Annotated in this window: 20 protein-coding genes; 15 read left to right on the top strand and 5 right to left on the bottom strand. The window is 54.2% G+C overall.

The genetic code is table 11. The annotated features are described in order from the left end of the window. The 9 genes from trbE (at position 1) to FERRO_RS06890 (ending at position 8,588) form a co-directional block, all read left to right on the top strand. Complete coding sequence (trbE, locus tag FERRO_RS06930; RefSeq protein ID WP_056930149.1) at positions 1–2,424, top strand: conjugal transfer protein TrbE; 2,424 nt, start codon at positions 1–3, stop codon at positions 2,422–2,424. Beyond that, a complete protein-coding gene (trbJ, locus tag FERRO_RS06925; protein WP_056930148.1) occupies positions 2,421–3,185 on the top strand; it encodes a P-type conjugative transfer protein TrbJ in 765 nt (254 codons plus the stop codon). Before trbE ends, trbJ begins: the two co-directional genes overlap by 4 nt. 12 nt (positions 3,186–3,197) lie before the next feature. Then, positions 3,198–3,461, top strand: a complete 264-nt coding sequence (locus FERRO_RS06920) for an EexN family lipoprotein (RefSeq protein WP_056930147.1) — start codon at positions 3,198–3,200, stop codon at positions 3,459–3,461. Positions 3,462–3,464: 3 nt separating this feature from the next. Beyond that, complete coding sequence (gene trbL, locus FERRO_RS06915) at positions 3,465–4,826, top strand: P-type conjugative transfer protein TrbL (protein WP_056930146.1); 1,362 nt, start codon at positions 3,465–3,467, stop codon at positions 4,824–4,826. A 23-nt stretch (positions 4,827–4,849) separates the two neighbouring features. After that, positions 4,850–5,557: a conjugal transfer protein TrbF gene (trbF, locus tag FERRO_RS06910; RefSeq protein WP_056930145.1), complete on the top strand. Its 708-nt coding sequence runs from the start codon at positions 4,850–4,852 to the stop codon at positions 5,555–5,557. Next, complete coding sequence (gene trbG / locus FERRO_RS06905) at positions 5,554–6,567, top strand: P-type conjugative transfer protein TrbG (protein ID WP_056930144.1); 1,014 nt, start codon at positions 5,554–5,556, stop codon at positions 6,565–6,567. The genes trbF and trbG overlap by 4 nt, the downstream gene beginning before the upstream one ends. Positions 6,568–6,569: 2 nt before the next feature. Beyond that, complete coding sequence (locus tag FERRO_RS06900; RefSeq protein WP_056930143.1) at positions 6,570–7,844, top strand: TrbI/VirB10 family protein; 1,275 nt, start codon at positions 6,570–6,572, stop codon at positions 7,842–7,844. Between the two features lie 2 nt (positions 7,845–7,846). Further along, complete coding sequence (locus FERRO_RS06895) at positions 7,847–8,065, top strand: DUF2274 domain-containing protein (protein ID WP_056930633.1); 219 nt, start codon at positions 7,847–7,849, stop codon at positions 8,063–8,065. A 223-nt stretch (positions 8,066–8,288) separates the two neighbouring features. Beyond that, positions 8,289–8,588 (top strand): AlpA family phage regulatory protein, encoded by a 300-nt coding sequence (locus FERRO_RS06890; RefSeq protein WP_056930632.1) that lies wholly within the window; start codon positions 8,289–8,291, stop codon positions 8,586–8,588. On the opposite strand, the gene FERRO_RS06885 is transcribed toward FERRO_RS06890, so the two are convergent. The 5 genes from FERRO_RS06885 to FERRO_RS06865 form a co-directional block, all read right to left on the bottom strand. Beyond that, positions 8,566–9,822 carry a tyrosine-type recombinase/integrase gene (locus FERRO_RS06885; protein WP_056930142.1) on the bottom strand — a complete coding sequence of 419 codons (1,257 nt, stop codon included), beginning with the start codon at positions 9,820–9,822 and terminating at the stop codon, positions 8,566–8,568. The two genes, FERRO_RS06890 and FERRO_RS06885, sit on opposite strands and share 23 nt — an antisense overlap. A 296-nt stretch (positions 9,823–10,118) precedes the next feature. Further along, positions 10,119–11,687, bottom strand: coding sequence for a glutamine-hydrolyzing GMP synthase (gene guaA / locus FERRO_RS06880; RefSeq protein ID WP_056930141.1), 1,569 nt, complete (start codon positions 11,685–11,687; stop codon positions 10,119–10,121). A 6-nt stretch (positions 11,688–11,693) separates the two neighbouring features. Beyond that, positions 11,694–13,154, bottom strand: coding sequence for an IMP dehydrogenase (guaB, locus tag FERRO_RS06875; protein ID WP_056930140.1), 1,461 nt, complete (start codon positions 13,152–13,154; stop codon positions 11,694–11,696). A 110-nt stretch (positions 13,155–13,264) separates the two neighbouring features. After that, positions 13,265–13,525 (bottom strand): RnfH family protein, encoded by a 261-nt coding sequence (locus FERRO_RS06870; RefSeq protein ID WP_056930139.1) that lies wholly within the window; start codon positions 13,523–13,525, stop codon positions 13,265–13,267. Then, positions 13,515–13,964 carry a type II toxin-antitoxin system RatA family toxin gene (locus tag FERRO_RS06865; RefSeq protein ID WP_056930138.1) on the bottom strand — a complete coding sequence of 150 codons (450 nt, stop codon included), beginning with the start codon at positions 13,962–13,964 and terminating at the stop codon, positions 13,515–13,517. Before FERRO_RS06865 ends, FERRO_RS06870 begins: the two co-directional genes overlap by 11 nt. A 52-nt stretch (positions 13,965–14,016) precedes the next feature. Here FERRO_RS06865 and smpB point away from each other — a divergent pair, with 52 nt between their 5' ends. From smpB to FERRO_RS06835, 6 genes are all read left to right on the top strand, one after another. After that, complete coding sequence (gene smpB, locus FERRO_RS06860; protein WP_056930137.1) at positions 14,017–14,460, top strand: SsrA-binding protein SmpB; 444 nt, start codon at positions 14,017–14,019, stop codon at positions 14,458–14,460. Between the two features lie 255 nt (positions 14,461–14,715). Then, complete coding sequence (locus FERRO_RS06855) at positions 14,716–16,137, top strand: form I ribulose bisphosphate carboxylase large subunit (RefSeq protein ID WP_056930136.1); 1,422 nt, start codon at positions 14,716–14,718, stop codon at positions 16,135–16,137. Between the two features lie 24 nt (positions 16,138–16,161). After that, on the top strand, positions 16,162–16,518 hold the full coding sequence (locus tag FERRO_RS06850) for a ribulose bisphosphate carboxylase small subunit (RefSeq protein ID WP_056930135.1): 357 nt from the start codon (positions 16,162–16,164) through the stop codon (positions 16,516–16,518). A 12-nt stretch (positions 16,519–16,530) separates the two neighbouring features. Then, positions 16,531–17,334 (top strand): CbbQ/NirQ/NorQ/GpvN family protein, encoded by an 804-nt coding sequence (locus FERRO_RS06845; protein WP_056930134.1) that lies wholly within the window; start codon positions 16,531–16,533, stop codon positions 17,332–17,334. A 6-nt stretch (positions 17,335–17,340) separates the two neighbouring features. After that, positions 17,341–19,668: a nitric oxide reductase activation protein NorD gene (locus FERRO_RS06840; protein WP_056930133.1), complete on the top strand. Its 2,328-nt coding sequence runs from the start codon at positions 17,341–17,343 to the stop codon at positions 19,666–19,668. 90 nt (positions 19,669–19,758) lie between these two features. Then, positions 19,759–20,826, top strand: coding sequence for a class 1 fructose-bisphosphatase (locus tag FERRO_RS06835; RefSeq protein ID WP_056930132.1), 1,068 nt, complete (start codon positions 19,759–19,761; stop codon positions 20,824–20,826). Positions 20,827–20,828 lie beyond the last annotated feature (2 nt).

Raw genomic sequence — 20,828 nt, 5'->3', positions numbered from 1 at the left:
ATGATGCACCTCGCCGAATACCGCAAGCGTCCCGCGCTGTTGGCCGATTGGCTGCCCTGGGCAGGGTTGGTCGCGCCCGGCGTCGTACTCAACAAGGATGGCTCTTTCCAGCGCACAGCACGGTTTCGCGGGCCAGACCTGGACAGCGCGACGCAAGGCGAACTGGTCGCAACCTCTGCGCGATTGAACAACGCGTTGCGTCGGCTTGGTTCCGGCTGGGCGCTGTTCGTGGAGGCCGAACGGCGCGAAGCGGCGAACTACCCGGAATCGGTGTTTCCCGAGCCGCTGTCCTGGCTGGTCGATGAAGAGCGCCGCGCCGCATTCGAGGAGGCCGATAGCCACTTCGAGAGCGCGTACCACCTGACGCTGCTGTATCTGCCGCCCGAGGAATCGACTGCCCGCGCCGCGAAACTGCTGTACGAGAACAGCAAGGTCGAAGGCGTGGATTGGCGTGAACGGCTGGAGGGCTTTGTGTCGGAGACCGAACGCTTCTTCGGCTTGCTTGAAGGGGTGATGCCCGAGATCCTCTGGCTCGATGATGGCCAGACGCTGACCTATCTGCATGCCTGCGTGTCCACGCGGCGGCATTCGGTGGCCGTGCCCGAGGTGCCTATGCACCTCGATGCGTTATTGGCCGATGAACCACTGACCGGTGGCCTTGCGCCCATGCTTGGCACGCAGCATCTGCGCGTGGTGTCGGTGCGCGGCTTCCCGACCTCGACCTGGCCGGGCTTGCTCGATGACCTGAACCGCCTGGGCTTTGCCTACCGCTGGAACACACGCTTTCTGTGCCTGGACAAGGCGGAGTCCGAGCGCGAATTGGGTCGGCTGCGTCGCCAGTGGTTCGCCAAGCGCAAGAACATCGCAGCACTCCTGCGCGAGACCATCTTCCAGCAGGAAAGCCCGCTGGTTGATTCGGATGCGTCGAACAAGGCGGCCGATGCCGACGCGGCCTTGCAGGAACTGGGCAGTGACCAAGTTTCATTCGGCTTCGTCACCGCAACCGTGACGGTGCTCGATGTCGACGCCACCGCCGCCGACGAAAAGTTGCACGCGGTGGAGCGGACGATCCAGGGCCGTGGCTTCGTGACCATTCCCGAAACCTTGAACGCGGTCGATGCCTGGCTGTCGTCGATTCCGGGACATGCCTACGCCAACGTGCGCCAGCCCATCGTCTCGACACTGAACCTCGCGCACATGATGCCGGTCTCCGCCGTGTGGGCAGGACAAGAGCGCAATACACATCTCGACGGCCCACCACTGATCGTGACGCGCACCGATGGCGCGACACCGTTCCGGCTGGTCACGCACATCGGCGACGTGGGCAACACGCTGGTGGTCGGCCCCATCGGCATGGGCAAATCGGTGCTGCTCGCGACGCTGGCAATGCAGTTCCGCCGCTACGCCGGATCGCGCATCTTCGCCTTCGACATGGGGCGTTCGATTCGCGCCACCGTGCTTGGGCTGGGTGGCGAGCATTACGACCTGGGTATTGATGGTGCCATCGCCTTCCAGCCGCTGGCCCGTATCGACCAGGACGGTTATCGCGCCTGGGCGGCCGAATGGGTCCAAGGCCTGTTGATTCACGAAGGCGTGGTTGTTGGGCCGGCCGAGAAGGAGTCCGTGTGGTCGGCGCTGAACAGTCTCGCCAGCGCGCCGCTCGGTCAGCGCACCATGACCGGCTTGTCTGTGCTGCTGCAATCGAACGCACTGCGACAGGCCCTGCAACCTTATGTGCTGGGCGGCGCGCACGGCAAGCTGCTCGACGCCGACCATGATCGGCTCGGTTTCGCCGACGTGCAGGCGTTCGAGATGGAAGAACTGATGCACAGCAAGGCGGCGGCGCTAGCTGTACTGCGCTACCTGTTCGCGCGCTTCGAGGAACGCCTCGACGGTGCTCCGACGTTATTGATTCTCGATGAGGCCTGGCTGTTCCTCGACGACCCGGTATTCGCCGCGCGCATCCGGCAGTGGCTCAAGACGCTGCGCAAGAAGAACGTCTCTGTCATCTTCGCCACGCAGTCACTGGCGGACATCAAGGATTCCAGCATTGCGCCAGCCATCGTCGAGAGCTGCGTGAGCCGTATCTTCCTGCCCAACCCGCAGGCGACCGAGCCGCAGATTCGCGTCATCTATGAAGGATTCGGTCTCAACACGCGGCAAATCGAGATCGTGGCGACCGCACAGCCCAAGCGCGATTACTACTACCAGTCCAGGCTCGGCAACCGCGTCTTCGACCTCGGGCTCGGGCCGGTGACGCTGGCGTTTGCTGGTGCGGCCAAGCCCGAGGACCAACGCGCCATCGACGCCGTTTCCGCGTCGGCGCCACCTGAGGACTTCGCAGCCGCCTGGCTGCGCCACTGCGGCCTCAATTGGGCCGCAGAGCTGATTGATCGCTATCCACCAGAAGGAGAAACGCCATGAATCTCAAGTCTTCATTCAAACAAAAAATTGCCGTCCTGATTGTCGCGGGCACGATGGCTGTCGGCGTGGTGCAGCCTGCGCACGCCATTTTCGGGGTCGGAGACATCGTGCTCGATCCTTCAAATCTGGCTCAGAACATCATGACGGCCGCACGCGCGCTGGAGCAGATCAACAACCAGATCAGGCAGATCCAGAACGAAGCGCAGATGCTGACAAACCAGGCGAAAAACCTGACAGGCCTGAATTTCAGCGCGCTCAATGAACTGCGCTCGGCGCTATCCGCGACGAACCAGTTGATCCAGCAGGCACAGGGGCTGGCCTTCAACGTGTCGCAGATGGAAACCGAGTTCGCGCGGCTTTATCCCGATGCCTACACCGCCTCCGCCTCGGGTAGCCAGATGGCCACCGATGCGCGCACACGCTGGCACAACTCGTTGGAGGCGTTGCGCACCGCGACCAAGGTGCAATCGCAGGCGGTGCAGAACTTCGCGTCCGACGAGCAGACCTTGACCGACCTCGTGAACAACAGCCAGTCGGCGGTCGGCGCGTTGCAAGCCACACAGGCGACGAACCAGTTGCTGGCTTTGCAAGCCCGGCAGGCGATTCAGGCGCAACAGCTTCAGATCACGCAGGACCGTGCTACCGCCCTGGAACAGGCACGTCAAGTCGCGGTGCAGGAGCGTGCCCGTGAAGTGCGCCGCCGCTTCCAGGGCGGCGGCACGCCCTATACGCCGTACACCGTCAACTACTACGGCAATTGAGAAAACGTGATCATGAAAACCCTCCTCATCGCTGCCGCCTGCACCGTGCTGCTGGCCGCGTGCGGCAAACCGGAACCAGCCGAGTCCGTCGAATCGCTGATGACCAGTCCAGAACGTCTGAAGGAAGTCCGCGCGCAGTGCAAGGCCGACCACGACAAGGCGGGGGACGCCCAATGCAACATGGCCGCCGAAGCCACGCGGCGGCGCTTCATGGGCAGCGGCACGCCGTACACGCCCGCGCCATCGGCTGCACCCGCTTCTGCACCGAAAGACTGAGCCATGAACGACCTGTCGGTCATCGACCACTTCCTTGATGTCTTCTCACACTACATCGACTCGGGTTTCGGCCTGCTGCATGGTGAGGTGGCGTTCCTCACCGCCACATTGGTGGTGATCGACATGACGCTGGCCGGGCTGTTCTGGGCCATGGGCGGCGAGGACGTGATCGGCAGGCTGATCAAGAAGACGCTCTATGTCGGCGCTTTCGCTTTCATCATCGGCAACTTCAACAACCTGGCAGGCATCCTGTTCCACTCGTTTGCCGGACTCGGACTGGTGGCGTCCGGTTCCACGCTGACAGAAACGCAGTTTCTGCAGCCGGGCCATCTGGCCAAGGTCGGCGTCGATGCGGCGCAACCGATCATGGCGCAGATCAGCGACCTGACCGGCTTCCCCGAGGTGTTCGCGAACCTCGATGTCATCGCCGTGCTGTTTCTCGCCTGGCTGATGGTGATCGTGAGCTTCTTTGTGCTCGCCGTGCAGCTCTTCGTCACGCTGATCGAATTCAAGCTGACCACGCTCGCGGGTTTCGTACTGGTGCCGTTTGCGTTGTGGAACAAGACCGCGTTCCTGGCCGAGCGGGTGCTGGGCAACGTGGTGTCATCGGGCATCAAGGTGCTGGTGCTGGCGGTGATCGTCGGCATCGGCACGGGACTGTTTGCACAGTTCCAGGTGCCGCCCGGCACTGAGCCCTCTATCGATCTGGCGCTGACCATCATGCTGGCCTCACTGGCAATGCTGGGGCTGGGGATCTTCGGGCCGGGAATTGCCACCGGACTGGTAGCCGGCGCACCTCAACTCGGAGCCGGTGCGGCGGCCGGCACGGCGTTGGGTGCTGCTGGTTTGGCTGTCGCCGGTGGTGCCGCTATCGCGACAGGTGGCGCGGCGGTAGCGGCGGGTGCGCGCATGGCGCCAGGCGCTGCGCGCGCGGCCATCGGTGGCGCTGCATCGGTCGGGCGTGCGACCAGCTCAATGGCAAGCGGCGCGAAGACCGCCTACCAGGCTGGCGCAGCCGCATCGGGTGGCGGTGGAGTTCGTGCTGCTGGCGCAGGCCTTGCCAATGTAGCCAAGAGCGGTGCCGGGGCCGTCGGCCAGCGCGTCGCCGCCAGTGCGAAAGCGGTCAAGGATCGCGTAGCCAATTTCGTCGCGGAAGCTGCTGCGCCTGCGGCGGCCGCGAGTTCTACCGAATCGGCCGATTCGACCGAAGCCAAGCCATCAACGGCAGAGCCCGCCTGGGCCAAACAAATGCGCCGCAAACAGCAGGTGAGCCATGCGGCCACGACGGCGGCGCACACCCTGCGCTCGGGCGATCACGGCGGCAGCGGGGCCAGCCCGAGCCTGCGCGACGATTCGAACCACTAAGGAAGCTTAACGGAGATCAGTTCATGCGATTCAAACGACCCCAGGTGAAGTACTCGGAAACGCCCGAGCCCGTCACCCCCTACCAGGCCGCCGCGCAGGTCTGGGACCAGCGCATCGGCAGTGCGCGCGTGCAGGCGAAGAACTGGCGGCTGATGGCCTTCGGCTGTCTGTCGCTCGCGCTGCTGATGGCGGGTGGGCTGGTGTGGCGCTCGGCGCAGTCCATCGTCACGCCTTATGTGGTCGAGGTGGCCACCGGCGGTCAGGTACGCGCGGTGGGCGAGGCCGCCACGCCATACAAGCCGAACGACGCGCAGATCGCCTACCACCTGGCGCGCTTCCTCACCGACGTGCGCTCGCTGTCGATTGATCCCATCGTGGTGCGGCAGAACTGGCTCGAAGCCTACGACTACACCACCGATAAAGGTGCGGCCACGCTGAACGACTATGCGCGCGTCAACGATCCGTTCGCGCGCATCGGCCAGACCTCGACGGCCGTCGAGATCACCAGCGTCGTGCGCGCCAGCGAATCCTCGTTCCAGGTGCGCTGGATCGAGCGCAGCTATGTGAACGGTTCGCCCTCTGGCGTCGAGCGCTGGACGGCTGTGCTGTCCATCGTACTGCAACCGCCGCGCACCGAGGAGCGACTGCGCAAGAACCCCCTAGGAATTTACGTGAACGGCCTTTCCTGGAGCCGTGAACTCGACGCGATCGAAGGAGCCAAGAAACCATGAAAACCAAAATCCGTATTTACGCTTTGCCGTTGATCCTGAGCGCCACCTTGGTGACTGTCAGCGGCTGCGCCACACACGGCAAGCCGCCGCCGGACATCACGCTGGACGAACCCGTCGCGGCGCACGCGCTGCCGGAATTGCCCAAACCCATCGAGGTGGTCGAAGTGCCCAAACCACTCCCGCTGCCCGAACAGTTGAAGCCGCTGGCGAGCTCGCCAGAGGACAAGCCAGTCGCCGAATCGCCCGACGAGAAGGTTCGTGTGGCGCGCGCCAATGCCGAAGCCCGCGTGGCCCCCAGCCGCGAAGGATATATAAACGCGATCCAGGTCTGGCCCTATACGGACGGCGCGCTGTATCAGCTCTACACCAGTCCGGAGCGTGTCACTGTTATCACCTTGCAGCAGGGCGAGGAACTGGTGACGGTCTCGGCCGGCGACACCGTGCGCTGGATAGTGGGCGACACGGCCAGCGGCGCGGGTGCCAGTCTGCGTGTGAACATACTCGTGAAACCCACCCGCGTCGGCTTGAAGACAAACCTGGTCATCACCACCAACCGCCGCACCTACCTGCTCGAAATGTCGTCGACGCCGCAGGCGTGGATGGCCTCGGCTTCGTGGGATTATCCGAAAGACCGCATGCTGGCCTTGCAGAAGCAGGCGCAGCAGGCTCAGGCGGCAGCGCCAGTGGACTCAGGCTTGTCGCTGGAGCAGATCAAGTTCCGCTACGCGATCACCGGCGACAGCCCACCATGGAAACCGCTGCGCGCGTTCGATGACGGCGAGCGGGTCTATATCCAGTTCCCTGCTGGCATCGCGCAGGGCGAGCTGCCGCCGCTATTCGTGATCGGGCAGCAGGGCGATGGCCAGCTCGTGAACTACCGCTTCCGCTCGCCCTATTACGTGGTGGATCGGCTGTTTGGTGCAGCCGAGTTGCGGCTAGGTGCGGACAAGGCCGCCGTCGTTCGTATCGAACGCACCGATGGCGTTGGCAGCACGGCGCGGAGGTATTGAGCATGAGCACGTCCGCCACACCGCAGACGCCGCCGACGGGGACAGATAAGGCCGACCCGGACACCTTGGCTCTGCGCGCTTCACCGCGTCCGGTCACGCGACTCAATCGGCGCATGCTGGCGGTGTTTGCTGGGGCGCTCGGCATCATCATCCTGGGAGCCACGCTCTGGTCCTTGCAGCCACACAAGCGCGAACGCAACCCGGCCACCGAGCTGTACAACGTGGATCGCGTCTCACGGGCCGATAGCCTCGACCAGTTGCCCAAGGACTATACCAAAGTGGTGCCAATGGCTAAGCCTGTGGTGCCGATGTTGGGTGAGCCGTTGCCGGGCGACTTGGGGCCGGCCATCGTGCATGCGCAGAACCACGGGAACACAGGCGCATACACTCCAGCGCAACCCGGCCGCATCGCTCAGCCGGGCGATGCCGAGGATGCGGCGCGTTCGTCAGTGTTCTTCCGCAGCAGTAGTGCAACAAAGGCGGCACCGGCAACCACCGCAGCCGCAATCCAGCCCGAGCAGGCATCGGGCAATCAGGCCTTCAATCCGATGGCAATGGCATCGACACAGCCAACCGATCCAACAGCTGTGCAGAACCGGCAGGATCAGAAGGAAGCGTTCCTCACGAATGGCGGCGACACCACCACCCGCAATCCGGCCAGCCTGCAATTGCCGACATCGCCCTACCAGGTGATGGCAGGCACCATCATTCCGGCGGCGCTGGTGACGGGCATCAACTCCGACCTGCCGGGACAGGTCATTGCCAATGTGACGGAGGCGGTCTACGACACGGCCACGGGTCGCTTCCTGCTGATTCCGCAGGGGTCGCGACTGATCGGCCGCTACGACAGCCAGGTGGCCTTCGGTCAGCGACGGGTACTGCTGGTGTGGACGCGCTTGATCCTGCCCGATACCTCGTCGATTTCGCTCGACCGTCTGCCCGGCATCGACCCGGCTGGTTATGCCGGGCTGGAGGATGGCGTCGATTGGCACTGGGATCGCATCATCGCCGGTGCCGCGTTGTCCACGCTGCTCGGAGTCGGTGCCGAGCTGGCAGCACCCAACAACAGCGGCAGTACCGGTGGCGTGACCGTCGCCGTTCGCCAGAGCGCGCAGGACACCGTGAACCAGGTCGGTCAGGAGATCACCAAACGCAACGTGAGTATCCAGCCGACGCTCACCATCCGGCCCGGATTCCCGATGCGGGTAATGGTGAACAAGGATCTGATCCTGCGTCCGTACCAGCCGCTGTTCTTCCAGAGGGGATCGTCGCAATGAATATGCCCACCAGCAAGCTGCGGCTAGGGCCGCTACCTAAAACCGAGACTGTAAAACTCACTGTCTCACTAACGGTCACGCTCAAGGCCGATTTAGAGCGTTACGCCGCGCTGCATGCGCAGACCTACGGCGAACCGGTCGATGCCGCCACATTGATCCCGCACATGCTGGAATCATTCATGGCACGGGATCGGGGATTCAGGAAGACCAGGGCGAAGTGATTCACAGCGATGCCGCATCAGCACAATCGCAATACGCCCATGTACGCCTGAGCGAGTTTTCGATAGATGCCGGAAAGATCACCATCACAGGACCGCATTTATACCGGCCGTTGCGATGCAACCAGCAATTGCCCTGATGATGGAGCAGATCATGTACAAAACAGATCGAAGCCTGGTGGCTGCGCGGCCAAACGACGACTCTGATACAAACGAACCGCACGACATGCAGCTACCACAACTGGTCGCGACGAATACCTTGCCGTTCAGACGCACAATCCGCCGTACCGAGCTGCGACAGATCGTGCCGCTGGCCGATACCACGATCTATGACATGGAGCGCCGCGGAGAATTTCCGCGCCGGTTCAATCTGACCGCGCGCTGCGTGGTATGGGACTTGACGGAAGTAGAAGCCTGGCTCGACGCACGTCGGCAAGCTTCCGATAGTGCACAGTTGAAACGGGCGCCTTCACCGGACGTGCGTCGGCGCAAGCGCCGCCCCGTCAAAGCAGCGCCTGTGTCGTGATGACCTTCATCGACGGTGGCAGCAACGTCGGAGTGTGTGACTTGCCGGCCACCCAAGCATCAATCATGTCGGCCCATTCTTGCAGCATGTGCCGGCGCTGCTCTGCGTATTCGGCCTTGTTGTAGACACCGCGTGATGAACGGCCATCTTCGTGCGCCAAGCACTTCTCAATCCAATCGCTGTTGAAACCGAGTTCGTTGAGGATGGTCGAACCGGTGCGGCGCAGGTCATGCACGCTGAAGCTTTCGATTGGTAGACCCTTCGCTTTCGACCGCTCGACGACTATCTGCGCGACGCGATTCAGCGTGGCGTTCGACATACACTTGTCGCCGTCATAGCGCGAGGGCAGCAGGTACTTCGAGCCACCGGCGCAGGTGCGCAGCGCGATCATGATGTCGAGCGCCTGCTGCGACAGGTAGATGTTGTGGGCCTTGCCAGCCTTCATGCGCGTTTTCGGAATAGTCCACAGCGCGTTCTCGAAGTCGATCTCGTCCCACGTCGCATGGATGAGTTCGCCCTTGCGCACCAGCGTGAGCAGGATCAGCCGCAGCGCCAGTTTGATGGTCGGGTACGAAGCCACGTACTCCAACTCCTTGTGCAGGACGCGTATCTCCGTAGGCGACAGCGCCCGATCTCTCGGCACGAAGGTGGCGATCGACGATGGCCCCACGTCGTCGGCAGGGTTGGCCACCTTCTCGCCGTGCAGGATAGCGAAGCCGTAGATTTGTTTGATGATGTCGCGGACGTGGATCGCCGTTGCTGGCGCCCCCCTGTCCTTGACCTTGTTGCACAGGTCACGCAGATCGTCGGGGCTGATCTCGCTCAGCAGACGGCTTTTGAACACCGGCAGAATGTCCCTGTCAAGGATGCTCTTGCGCATCGACCGGGTGCTATCGGCCATCCTGGCTTCCTCATACCATTTGTCGGTAAATTCCTGGAAGGTTTTGGCTTCGGACAGACGCCGTTTCTCGCGCTGCTTTTCCTGCGCCGGGGACTGGCCTTCCGAAACGGCTCGCTTCGCGTCGATGCACTTTTCGCGCGCCCGAGCCAGCGATAGACCGCCCGGCCCGTAGCGCCCAATCGTTAGCGTCTCGCGCCTGCCATTGATCCGGTAGTCATAGCGGAACGTGACGGTACCCGCCGTCGAGATCGTGACGTACATGCCGTCCCTGTCCGTTACCTTGTAAGGCGTGTCCTTGGGTTTGAGGTTCTTCAGTGCGGTGTCGGTAAGCATCGGCTCTTCCTCCTGATAACGGAAATTTTACCGTCAACGGCTTGAAAGTGACATGATGCTCCGAAACCCCTATGAATACTAGCTTTTCACGCTATTTTTTACCGTCACCACTGAAATCAGTCAGACGGTAAAATATTTCTGGTGATTGGCCTAGCTTTCATTACCGACAGGATTACCGACAAAAAGTTTTGCTTGTCGTCGATAGATGCCGATACATGTCGGCATGTAAACTTATATAAATCAATAGATTAACTTGTTTTTTCGATAGTCCCCGAAAGCTGCCGAAAGACCTAAAATTATTCCCACTCAATAGTTGCGGGAGGTTTACCGGAAATATCATATACCACTCGGTTGATACCACGAACTTCATTGATAATTCGGTTAGATACTTTACCCAATAAATCATAGGGTAATTCAGCCCAATGAGCAGTCATAAAATCACTGGTGACCACTGCTCGCAAAGCCACCACATATTCATAGGTTCGTCCATCACCCATTACCCCTACAGACTTAACGGGTAGAAAAACAGCAAAAGCTTGTGAAACTTCGTCGTACCATGCCCCTTGCCTAAGCTCATCAATAAAAATCGCATCGGCGCGCTGCAGTAGATCAACAAATTCAGGTTTCACTTCACCTAAAATTCTAACACCCAGACCCGGCCCTGGGAAAGGATGACGGTAAACCATTTCAGAAGGTAACCCCAATGCAACACCTAGGGCCCTGACTTCATCTTTAAACAGTTCACGTAATGGTTCTAATAGTTTTAGGTGAAGAGTATCAGGCAATCCACCTACATTGTGGTGAGATTTGATGGCGTGAGCTTTACCACTTTTTTTAGCGCCCGCTGATTCAATCACATCAGGGTAAATAGTGCCTTGAGCCAACCATTTAACTTGTTTTAACTTGTCCGACTCTTCTTGGAATACTTCAACAAAAATACGGCCAATAATTTTACGTTTTTGCTCCGGATCTGTAACGCCTTGAAGCTCTTTAAAGAAACGCTCCTTAGCATTCACGTGAATAACTTTTACACCCAAATGTTGAGCAAAAGTAGCCATTACTTGTTCAGCTTCTTGAAAGCGCAACAAACCATGATCCACAAATACACAAGTGAGTTGTTGGCCAATGGCTTGATGAATTAATGCTGCTGCAACGGAGGAATCCACCCCGCCTGAGAGTCCTAGCAATACTTCATCTTGTCCTACTGTTTGGCGAATATGGTTAACTGCTTCGCTGACATAATCAGGCATAGCCCAAGAGTTATCGCAACCACAAATATGGTGCACAAAGCGTTCAAGAATCGCTCTGCCTTTTCTGGTATGAGTCACTTCAGGATGAAACTGAACGCCATAAAAGCCTCTTGTTTCATCTGCCATCCCTGCAATAGGAGTCGCCGCATTGTCACAGATCACTTTAAAGCCTGATGGTAATTCAGTAACCTTATCTCCATGACTCATCCACACTTCAAGTAAGCCATGACCTTGATCATTCATATGATCTTGTATATCTTTTAGTAATTCTGAGTGACCTCTGGCGCGAACTTCAGCATAACCAAATTCACGGTTGATAGCATTCTCGACGCGTCCCCCCAATTGTTGTGCCATGGTTTGCATGCCATAACAAATACCTAAAACTGGTACACCTAACTCAAACACTACTTGAGGTGCGGAAGGTGGAGTACTCTCAGTCACCGATGCCGGTCCGCCAGAGAGAATAATTCCCTGAGGCTTAAATTCACGAATAAAGGCTTCACTGACATCATAGGGGTGCAACTCGCAATACACCCCTGCTTCACGAACACGTCTTGCAATTAACTGCACATACTGTGCACCGAAATCAATAATCAGAATTTTTTGTCGAGACATAAACTATTAATCAATATGGTAATTAGGAGCTTCTTTCGTGATATGAACATCATGCACATGGGATTCACGAATGCCAGCATGAGATATTTCCACAAACTCGGCTTTAGCATGAACGTCTTCAATGGTCGGACAACCCAGATAACCCATGGAAGCTCGTACGCCACCCATCAATTGGTGGATAACAGCGAGCACTGAACCCTTATAAGGCACCCGCCCCTCGACACCCTCTGGAACCAATTTATCAGCGTTGTTTTCACTGTCTTGAAAATAGCGATCACTGGAACCTTGTTGCATGGCACCTAAGGATCCCATTCCACGGTAGGATTTGTATGAACGTCCTTGAAAGAGTTCTATTTCCCCGGGCGCCTCTTCCGTACCAGCAAAGAGCCCCCCTACCATGACGGTGCAGGCTCCCGCAGCAATAGCCTTAGCAATATCCCCAGAGTAGCGCACGCCGCCATCTGCTACACAGGGTACGCCAGTACCTTTTAAAGCCTCAGACACATTACGAATAGCTGTAATCTGGGGTACTCCAACGCCGGCTACAATTCTTGTGGTACAAATAGAGCCAGGGCCAATCCCTACCTTAACGCCATCGGCACCCACAGCAACTAAAGCACGGGCCCCCTCGGCAGTGGCAATATTGCCACCAATCACTGGGATTGCCGGAAAATGAGTTTTCACCCAACGCACTCGGTCTAATACCCCTTGACTGTGGCCATGGGCAGTATCCACCACAATCACATCTACACCTGCTTCCACTAAAGACGCTACACGTTCATCAGTGCCTTCACCCACACCCACCGCCGCCCCCACCAGCAAACGACCACTGGAATCTTTGGATGCCAAGGGGTGCTCGGTGGATTTCATGATATCTTTGACCGTCACCAAACCACGCAATTGGAATTCATCATCCACCACCAACACCCGCTCTAAACGATGCTCATGCATGAGCTTCATGGCTATATCCCGAGATTCACTCTCATGCATGGTGACCAAACGTTCACGGGGAGTCATGACATTTCGGACGGGTTGATCTAAACGATTTTCAAAGCGTAAATCACGGTTAGTGACAATACCCACTACTTTCTTCCCCTCAAGAACTGGCAGGCCAGAAATACGATGCTGACGAGTGAGAGCTATGACGTCTCTCACCGTCATATCAGGAGTCACCGTTATGGGATCCTTAACCATGCCGGATTCAAAGCGTTTTACCTTAGCCACTTCCCGAGCTTGCTGTTCGATCGAAAGGTTTTTATGGACGATTCCAATTCCGCCTTCCTGCGCTAGGGCAATGGCCAAACGGGATTCCGTCACGGTATCCATGGCAGCGGAAAGGAGGGGAAGATTCAGTGTTAATTGACGAGTGAGTCGGGTGCACAAGGATACGTCCCGTGGCAACACCGTTGAGTGTGCAGGCAATAATAACACATCGTCAAATGTGAGTGCCTTTTCAACTACACGCATGGCAAAACCTCTTGGCAAAACAATATTATACGCAAGAGTACCCTCTTCTTGAAGAAAAATTATACTTTTTTGGTAATTGATCAGCGCAGGATAATTTGATTGTATGGCGACTAAACTTGCTGCCGACGCTGTTCTTTAGGATTCACCAGACGCGGGCGATACACCTCCACCCGATCACCTTCTCGTAACAGTGTCATAGATGGTTTTACTCGGCCATTAATGCCGAAAGATAATTGTGATCTATCCTGTGGCGCAACATGATTTAACACTTTGCTCAGGATGAGTGCTTGTTCCAAGGTGCAAACCTCAGGCGCGTTTAGCGATATAAACCATTGCCTATCGCGTAAGGCATAGACCACTTTAATATCCATCTACCCCTCGTTGATTGAGTTCGTCGGCGCGGGCCACAAAGGCATCGACCATGGTGTTCGCTATATGCTGAAAAACAGGGCCTACCACTCTTTCCAATAGAGCACTTGAAAAGGTCCACTCTAAAATAAATTCGATTTTACAGGCATCCTCGCGCAGCGTTTTGAACACAAACTCACCACGTAAATGCTTAAAGGGGCCCTCCACCAATTCCATGAGAACACTTTCCCCCTTAATGGAAGTGTTTTGTGTCGTAAATTGTTGTTTCAAGCCATGAAAATTAATAAATATAGTGGCTTTAGTATGCTGTCCCTCACGTTCGTGAATCTGTGCATGACTGCACCAGGGCAAAAACTCCGCATAACGTGGGATATCTTCCACGAGTTGCCACATGGACACAGCGGGGTACAGGACTAAAACACTTTTCTCAACACGCGTCATTGCACTCCAATTGAGTTAAAATAGTTTATTAAACAGCATAAGATACCTCTAAATGAGTATTATCGACAACCGTAAAGCGTTTCATGACTATTTTATTGAAGAGCGCCTTGAGGCAGGGATTGTTCTTGAGGGCTGGGAAGTAAAAGCCATTCGTGAGGGCCGCGCCCAAATTAAAGAAGCCTATATCACTGTACTGAGTGGTGAACTGTGGCTATTGGGCGCCCACATCAGCCCCCTTGCCACCGCCTCAACCCATATCAAGCCAGATCCCACACGGACCCGCAAACTACTGTTGCATAGCAATCAAATCGCCAAACTAATTGGTCAGGTGGAGCGTGCGGGCTACACTTTAATTCCTGTTAATATGCACTATTCAAAGGGTAAAATTAAATTAGAAGTTGGGTTGGCTAAGGGTAAAAAACAATATGATAAACGCGAAGCTGAAAAACAAAAGGATTGGGAAAGAGAAAAACAACGCTTACTGAAACAAAGTTAATCTCTCTTACTCCAACAAATTAAAAACGTCCACAGAGAAATGGTTGGACATTTATTCAACCAAACAACTACTTCGCGCAGGCTAGACAGACCCTCTGTCTACAAAATAAGAAAAACTGATACCTAACATCAAAAACTCTTACTTTACCTTATAGTTTTTTGTCGCTATTGTTGTTGTCATAACAACTTAAAACCCACTGAGTAAAAAAACGTGGGATTATATCTTTAGATTGAATCACCATTGAGGAGAGATACCATGGCAGTAAAAAAGTATAGCGCCGGCGTCAAAGAATACCGTAATACTTATTGGGAACCAAATTATTCCATTAAAGACACTGATATATTAGCGTGTTTTAAAATTACTCCCCAAGCAGGGGTTGACCGTGAAGAGGCCGCGGCAGCTGTAGCGGCAGAATCCTCCACCGGGACTTGGACCACCGTTTGGACCGATTTATTAACCGATCTTGACCACTATAAAGGTCGCGCCTATCGTATTGAAGACGTACCTGGAGATGACACCTGTTTTTATGCATTCATTGCCTACCCTATCGATCTGTTTGAAGAAGGATCTGTGGTCAACGTATTCACATCTCTTGTGGGTAACGTCTTTGGCTTTAAAGCTATTCGCGCATTGCGCCTCGAAGATGTGCGTTTCCCCATTGCCTATGTGATGACCTGCGGTGGGCCACCCCACGGTATTCAGGTTGAACGCGATATCATGAATAAGTATGGCCGTCCATTGTTGGGCTGTACCATTAAACCTAAACTAGGGTTGTCTGCGAAAAACTACGGACGAGCTGTTTACGAATGTCTGCGTGGTGGACTAGACTTCACGAAAGATGATGAGAACGTGAACAGCCAACCTTTCATGCGCTGGCGTCAAAGATTTGACTTTGTTATGGAAGCCATACACAAAGCAGAACGTGAAACCGGTGAGCGTAAGGGTCACTATCTGAACGTTACTGCCCCCACCCCGGAGGAAATGTACAAACGTGCTGAGTATGCTAAAGAAATCGGCGCACCGATCATTATGCATGACTATATTACCGGTGGATTTTGTGCCAACACGGGACTAGCTAACTGGTGTCGTGATAATGGCGTGTTATTGCACATTCACCGCGCCATGCACGCAGTACTAGATCGTAATCCCCATCATGGTATTCACTTTAGAGTATTAACCAAAATCCTGCGTCTATCAGGAGGCGATCACCTGCACTCAGGAACAGTGGTAGGTAAGCTTGAAGGAGACCGTGAAGCTACCCTAGGTTGGATTGATTTAATGCGCGAGAGCTTTATTAAAGAAGATCGTTCCAGAGGTATTTTCTTTGATCAAGACTGGGGTGCCATGCCCGGCATTCTACCTGTGGCTTCAGGTGGTATTCACGTCTGGCACATGCCAGCATTAGTGAATATTTTCGGTGATGATTCTGTACTTCAATTCGGTGGTGGTACCTTAGGTCACCCATGGGGTAACGCTGCGGGAGCCGCGGCTAATCGTGTGGCATTGGAGGCTTGTGTTGAGGCTCGTAACCGAGGTGTTGCCATTGAAAAAGAAAGTAAAGCGGTATTAACGGATGCTGCAAAACATTCTCCAGAGCTACGTGTAGCCATGGAAACATGGAAAGAAATCAAATTTGAATTTGATACCGTGGATAAATTAGACGTAACCCATAAATAAAATACCATCAAGGAGAAAAAAATTATGTCAGAAATGCTCGATTATAAAAGTCGTTTGAGTGATCCAACTAGCCGTAAGTTTGAAACCTTTTCCTACTTACCCGCCCTCACCCAAGAACAAATTCGCCAACAGGTGGAGTACATTGTTAAAAAAGGCTGGAATCCAGCCTTGGAACATACCGAACCTGAACATTTAATGGATACCTACTGGTATATGTGGAAATTGCCCATGTTTGGCGAAACTGATGTGGATGCCATTTTGGCTGAGGCCGAGGCATGCCATAAAGCCAACCCCCATAATCATGTGCGCCTCGTGGGCTATGATAATGATAAGCAGTCGCAAGGGGCATCGATGGTCGTTTTTCGTGGTAAAACGGTCTAGAGGTTAAGGCCCATGACTGATCCACTCGATCAATACCGCATCCGCAAAGAGCCCTATTACCGCTCTGTTGCGGATGAGGTATCACTATATGAAGCGGCTTACTCAGTTCGCATGCCCATGATGCTCAAAGGTCCCACAGGTTGTGGGAAAACCCGCTTTGTTGAATATATGGCCTTTCAATTAAATCGACCCTTGATCACTGTGGCTTGTAATGAAGACATGACAGCCTCCGATCTCGTGGGACGTTTTTTATTGGATCGTGATGGCACGCGCTGGCAAGATGGCCCTTTGGCACTCGCTGCAAGATTTGGTGCCATATGTTATTTGGATGAGGTAGTTGAAGCGCGCCAAGATACCACGGTGGTCATTCACCCTTTAACCGATAACCGGCGCGTGCTTCCCTTAGAAAAAAAGGGTGAATTACTGCAAGCACATCCCGACTTTCAATTGGTGATTTCCTACAACCCAGGTTACCAAAGCCTAATGAAGGATTTAAAACAATCCACCAAACAACGTTTCGGTGCCTTGGACTTTAACTATCCAGAGCACGATATTGAACGCGATATCGTGGCCCATGAGACAGGTGTAGAGAGTGGGGTAGCAGATAAATTAGTAGCCATCGCAGAACGTGCCAGAAACTTGAAGGGACATGGACTAGATGAAGGTATTTCAACGCGTATGCTGGTCTACGCAGGCAACCTCATCGCTAAAGGGGTGGCGGCTCAAAGTGCTTGCCGAGTGGCTTTAGTGCGTCCTATTACCGATGACCCTGATATGCGTGATGCTCTTGATGCGGCTGTGACTACCTTTTTTTAATTAACCATGACCCCCACCCACGGCGCACAGCAGGCACTCATCTCTGAACTTCCGGAGCGTGTGCAAGAATTAATTCATGATCACTGGCATGAGGCGTGCCGTTCTCTTTCAGCCCAGGGCTTACAGATTTATTTACAGGGAACTCTTTCGCTACATCACTTAAAGCGTGGTGATGAAGTTGTCTATGCATGGCTTGAATGTTGTCCTTTAATAAGTAAAGAAATTGGAGATGAGGTGCTTGAGGACTTGATTCACTGCGCCCTCAGCCTCTCCTCTAAAACGTCCGGTGCCGTGGTAGAACGCGTATTAAGTACCAGCTCGGTTGCTGCTAAACGCCTTAACGATGCTGAGCTGTTCCTTCAGTATCTACAATTTATCCAACAACTCTCCGCCACGGTCCCACGGGGGATTCGCCCTATGTTGGAGAACCTGGAAACTCTCTTTGAACAACTGACCTTAGGGGGGTTGCGACGCTGGGCTCTATGGGGAGCCTCTGCTTACAAAACCCAATTTGATGAGCAGCTAAACTATTTTTCTCTACAAAGTCGCGAATCCTTAGCGGTCATCCAACAGGAAAGAAAAGGCGTACTCTTGGTGGATGTACAACGTCGGCTCAATATGTATTTACGAGCACTCTGGGGACGAGATTTTTTTATGCGCCCCACCGCAGGTGACTTAGATTCTCGAGAGGGACAGCAACCCTTCATAGAGGATTATTTACTGCATTTACCTGATGCTTTGGATGATATTGAGGGCATTCCTGCACTCGAACTCTATCGCGCGAGCGCCGCTCACTGCGCAGCCCACATAGTGGCAACTCTCACACCACTCTCCGCTGAAGCCCTTAACCCACTTCAAATGGCGTTAATTGGCCTCATTGAAGACGCCCGGGTTGAAAGTCTTGCCATTGCACGCTTTCCGGGTCTTAAAAAATTATGGGGCGCCTTCCATGTCGTTAATGAACACGCTCATCAATCAGCAAAAGATTACTTTGCTCGCTTAGCGCGTTCTCTCATTGATGAGAGTTATCATGATACGGACCCTTGGGTTAAGGAAGGAAAGCTTCTCTTTGTCACCCAACAGCATCGCTTGGAAGATAATCAACTTTCATGGGACATTGGTGTGACCCTAGCGCACCGTTGGTTAGAAAAGAAAATAAGTTTTAATCCGCGGCAAGACGCCTTCATTACCCCCTACCGCGATGACAACCGTTACTTTTGGCACTTTGAGGGCTTTGACTTTGAGCGTGCATGTCACGCCGGTTACGACGCCGTTAAGCAAGTCAGAAAATATGTTAACGTCATGGCCATGGCCAATGAGGTGGATGTGGAAACAGCGGGCGAGGATGCCCAGGAGATTTGGGTGTTGCCCACTCAGCTCTTCCCCTATGAGGACATGGGAGTATCCTTTAACGACAGTATTGGCACTCCACCCATTTCTGATCCTTTTTACTACAGCGAATGGGACTACCACATTCAACTGGAGCGTCCCTCCTGGAGCACAGTATTTGAAAAACACGCCAAGAGTGATGACCCTGAAAAAATCAATACCATCACGGCTACCCATAAACGTCTTATTTCACGCATGAAATATCTGTTTGATGCATTGCAACCCCAGGGTGTAACACGCTTGAGAAAGCTAGAAGATGGCGACGAAATCGACTTAAATCGCGCCATGGATAGCATGATTGAAATCAAAATGAATATGCAACCTGACCCACGCATCATGATGCGCTCCGTGAGAAAAGTCCGTGATATCGCTATTTTAGTATTACTTGATCTCTCTGAGTCTACCAATGAGACAGTTAGTGGCAGCCAGCAAAGTATTCTTGACCTCACCCGCGAAGCGGCGGCCCTTCTCTCTGATGCCATTGACAAAGTGGGCGATCCCTTTGCTATTCACGGCTTTTGTTCTGATGGACGCCATGAGGTCAGCTATTATCGCTTCAAGGATTTCACCCAAGACTACAATGACACGGTGAAAGCAAAGCTTTCTGGTATGTCAGGGCAATTGTCCACCCGAATGGGTGCGGCACTGCGGCATGCCGGCCAACACATGGCACAGGTGAACGCCCAAAAAAAATTAATTTTATTAATTACCGATGGGGAACCCGCTGATGTGGATGTTCGCGATCCACAATACCTGCGACAAGATACTAAAAAAGCGGTAGAAAGCCTTGGCAGACAAGGTATACAGACTTTTTGCATGAGTCTTGACCCACGCGCTGATCACTATGTGGCACGCATATTTGGCCAAAAAAATTATATGGTGGTAGACCGAGTGGATCGTTTACCTGAAAAATTACCTTTACTCTATGCGTCATTGACACGCTGACGTATTACAATTAGAAAAAAGAAGAATAAAAAAATAATAATAATGATAAACAATTGATTACAATAATTTTTACATTGGGGAGGCAACACCATGCATCTGGGAAGAACAACCTTATCAAAATTTCTCATTGAGAACGTTAGCGGCACACCTGACGGTGCTGCCCTGGCAGCACTACTTGTGGATGTGGCGGCGGCGGTTAAAGCCATCTCAGCATTGAGTTCCAAGGGTGCCTTGGGCGGGGCTACAGGCACCTTAGACACCATTAATGTTCAAGGAGAAACACAAAAGCCGTTGGATGTCTTATCCAACACAGCCTTTGTCAACACCTTTGAGTTAGGGGGGCTTGTAGCAGGAGTGGCTTCCGAGGAAATGGATGACCCCTTTCCGATTAAACCTCCTCATACCCGCGGTCCTTTTTTAGCTATCTTTGATCCCTTAGATGGTTCCTCTAATATTGACAGTAACGTTTCAGTAGGTTCTATCTTCTCTATTCTAAAGGCCCCTGAACAGGGCGAGCCTGTACTCAAAGACTATTTACAGCCGGGGGTAGAACAAGTGGCGGCTGGTTACTCCGTTTACGGTCCTGCCACCTTAATGGTGATCACTGTGGGTAACGGTACCCATGGCTTTACTTTGGATCGTGAAGTAGGTAACTTCATTCTCACTCACCCCAATATGAAAATTCCCGTAGACACCAATGAATTTGCGATTAACACCTCCAACGAGCGGTTCTGGGAACCCCCTGTAACGCGTTATATCAATGAGTGTAAAGCGGGTAAAACAGGGCCCCGTGAGCGCGACTTTAATATGCGCTGGATTGCCTCCATGGTGGCTGAAGTGCACCGCATCATGATGCGGGGAGGTATTTTTATGTATCCCCGAGATACAAAAGATATGAGTAAACCTGGGCGCTTACGCTTAATGTATGAGGCTAACCCTATGGGCTTTATTGTGGAACAAGCGGGAGGAATGGCTTCCACTGGGCGTGAGAGAATTATGTCTGTAAGACCGGACACCATTCATCAGCGAGTCCCAGTGATTTTAGGCTCACGCAACGAAGTGGAGCGCGTCATTCATTATCACGCTCAATATGATGCCGGTACCGACCAACCCTTTGAGTCGCCGCTCTTTAATGAGCGTGGTTTGTATCGTCCTTAATA

This window comes from Ferrovum sp. JA12, from assembly GCF_001431705.1.
Lineage (GTDB): Bacteria > Pseudomonadota > Gammaproteobacteria > Burkholderiales > Ferrovaceae > PN-J185.
This window is presented reverse-complemented; position numbering and strand designations above follow the sequence as displayed.

Excerpts from the sequence above, each read along its gene's own strand:
- FERRO_RS06870 (WP_056930139.1), bottom strand. The coding sequence starts at position 13,525 with ATGGATATTAAAGTGGTCTATGCCTTACGCGATAGGCAATGGTTTATA.
- FERRO_RS06845 (WP_056930134.1), top strand. The coding sequence starts at position 16,531 with ATGACTGATCCACTCGATCAATACCGCATCCGCAAAGAGCCCTATTAC.
- FERRO_RS06865 (WP_056930138.1), bottom strand. The coding sequence starts at position 13,964 with ATGACGCGTGTTGAGAAAAGTGTTTTAGTCCTGTACCCCGCTGTGTCC.
- guaA (WP_056930141.1), bottom strand. The coding sequence starts at position 11,687 with ATGTCTCGACAAAAAATTCTGATTATTGATTTCGGTGCACAGTATGTG.
- trbF (WP_056930145.1), top strand. The coding sequence starts at position 4,850 with ATGCGATTCAAACGACCCCAGGTGAAGTACTCGGAAACGCCCGAGCCC.
- trbL (WP_056930146.1), top strand. The coding sequence starts at position 3,465 with ATGAACGACCTGTCGGTCATCGACCACTTCCTTGATGTCTTCTCACAC.
- FERRO_RS06890 (WP_056930632.1), top strand. The coding sequence starts at position 8,289 with ATGCAGCTACCACAACTGGTCGCGACGAATACCTTGCCGTTCAGACGC.
- FERRO_RS06850 (WP_056930135.1), top strand. The coding sequence starts at position 16,162 with ATGTCAGAAATGCTCGATTATAAAAGTCGTTTGAGTGATCCAACTAGC.
- FERRO_RS06835 (WP_056930132.1), top strand. The coding sequence starts at position 19,759 with ATGCATCTGGGAAGAACAACCTTATCAAAATTTCTCATTGAGAACGTT.
- smpB (WP_056930137.1), top strand. The coding sequence starts at position 14,017 with ATGAGTATTATCGACAACCGTAAAGCGTTTCATGACTATTTTATTGAA.
- trbG (WP_056930144.1), top strand. The coding sequence starts at position 5,554 with ATGAAAACCAAAATCCGTATTTACGCTTTGCCGTTGATCCTGAGCGCC.
- FERRO_RS06855 (WP_056930136.1), top strand. The coding sequence starts at position 14,716 with ATGGCAGTAAAAAAGTATAGCGCCGGCGTCAAAGAATACCGTAATACT.
- FERRO_RS06920 (WP_056930147.1), top strand. The coding sequence starts at position 3,198 with ATGAAAACCCTCCTCATCGCTGCCGCCTGCACCGTGCTGCTGGCCGCG.
- FERRO_RS06900 (WP_056930143.1), top strand. The coding sequence starts at position 6,570 with ATGAGCACGTCCGCCACACCGCAGACGCCGCCGACGGGGACAGATAAG.
- FERRO_RS06885 (WP_056930142.1), bottom strand. The coding sequence starts at position 9,822 with ATGCTTACCGACACCGCACTGAAGAACCTCAAACCCAAGGACACGCCT.
- FERRO_RS06895 (WP_056930633.1), top strand. The coding sequence starts at position 7,847 with ATGCCCACCAGCAAGCTGCGGCTAGGGCCGCTACCTAAAACCGAGACT.
- trbJ (WP_056930148.1), top strand. The coding sequence starts at position 2,421 with ATGAATCTCAAGTCTTCATTCAAACAAAAAATTGCCGTCCTGATTGTC.
- FERRO_RS06840 (WP_056930133.1), top strand. The coding sequence starts at position 17,341 with ATGACCCCCACCCACGGCGCACAGCAGGCACTCATCTCTGAACTTCCG.
- trbE (WP_056930149.1), top strand. The coding sequence starts at position 1 with ATGATGCACCTCGCCGAATACCGCAAGCGTCCCGCGCTGTTGGCCGAT.
- guaB (WP_056930140.1), bottom strand. The coding sequence starts at position 13,154 with ATGCGTGTAGTTGAAAAGGCACTCACATTTGACGATGTGTTATTATTG.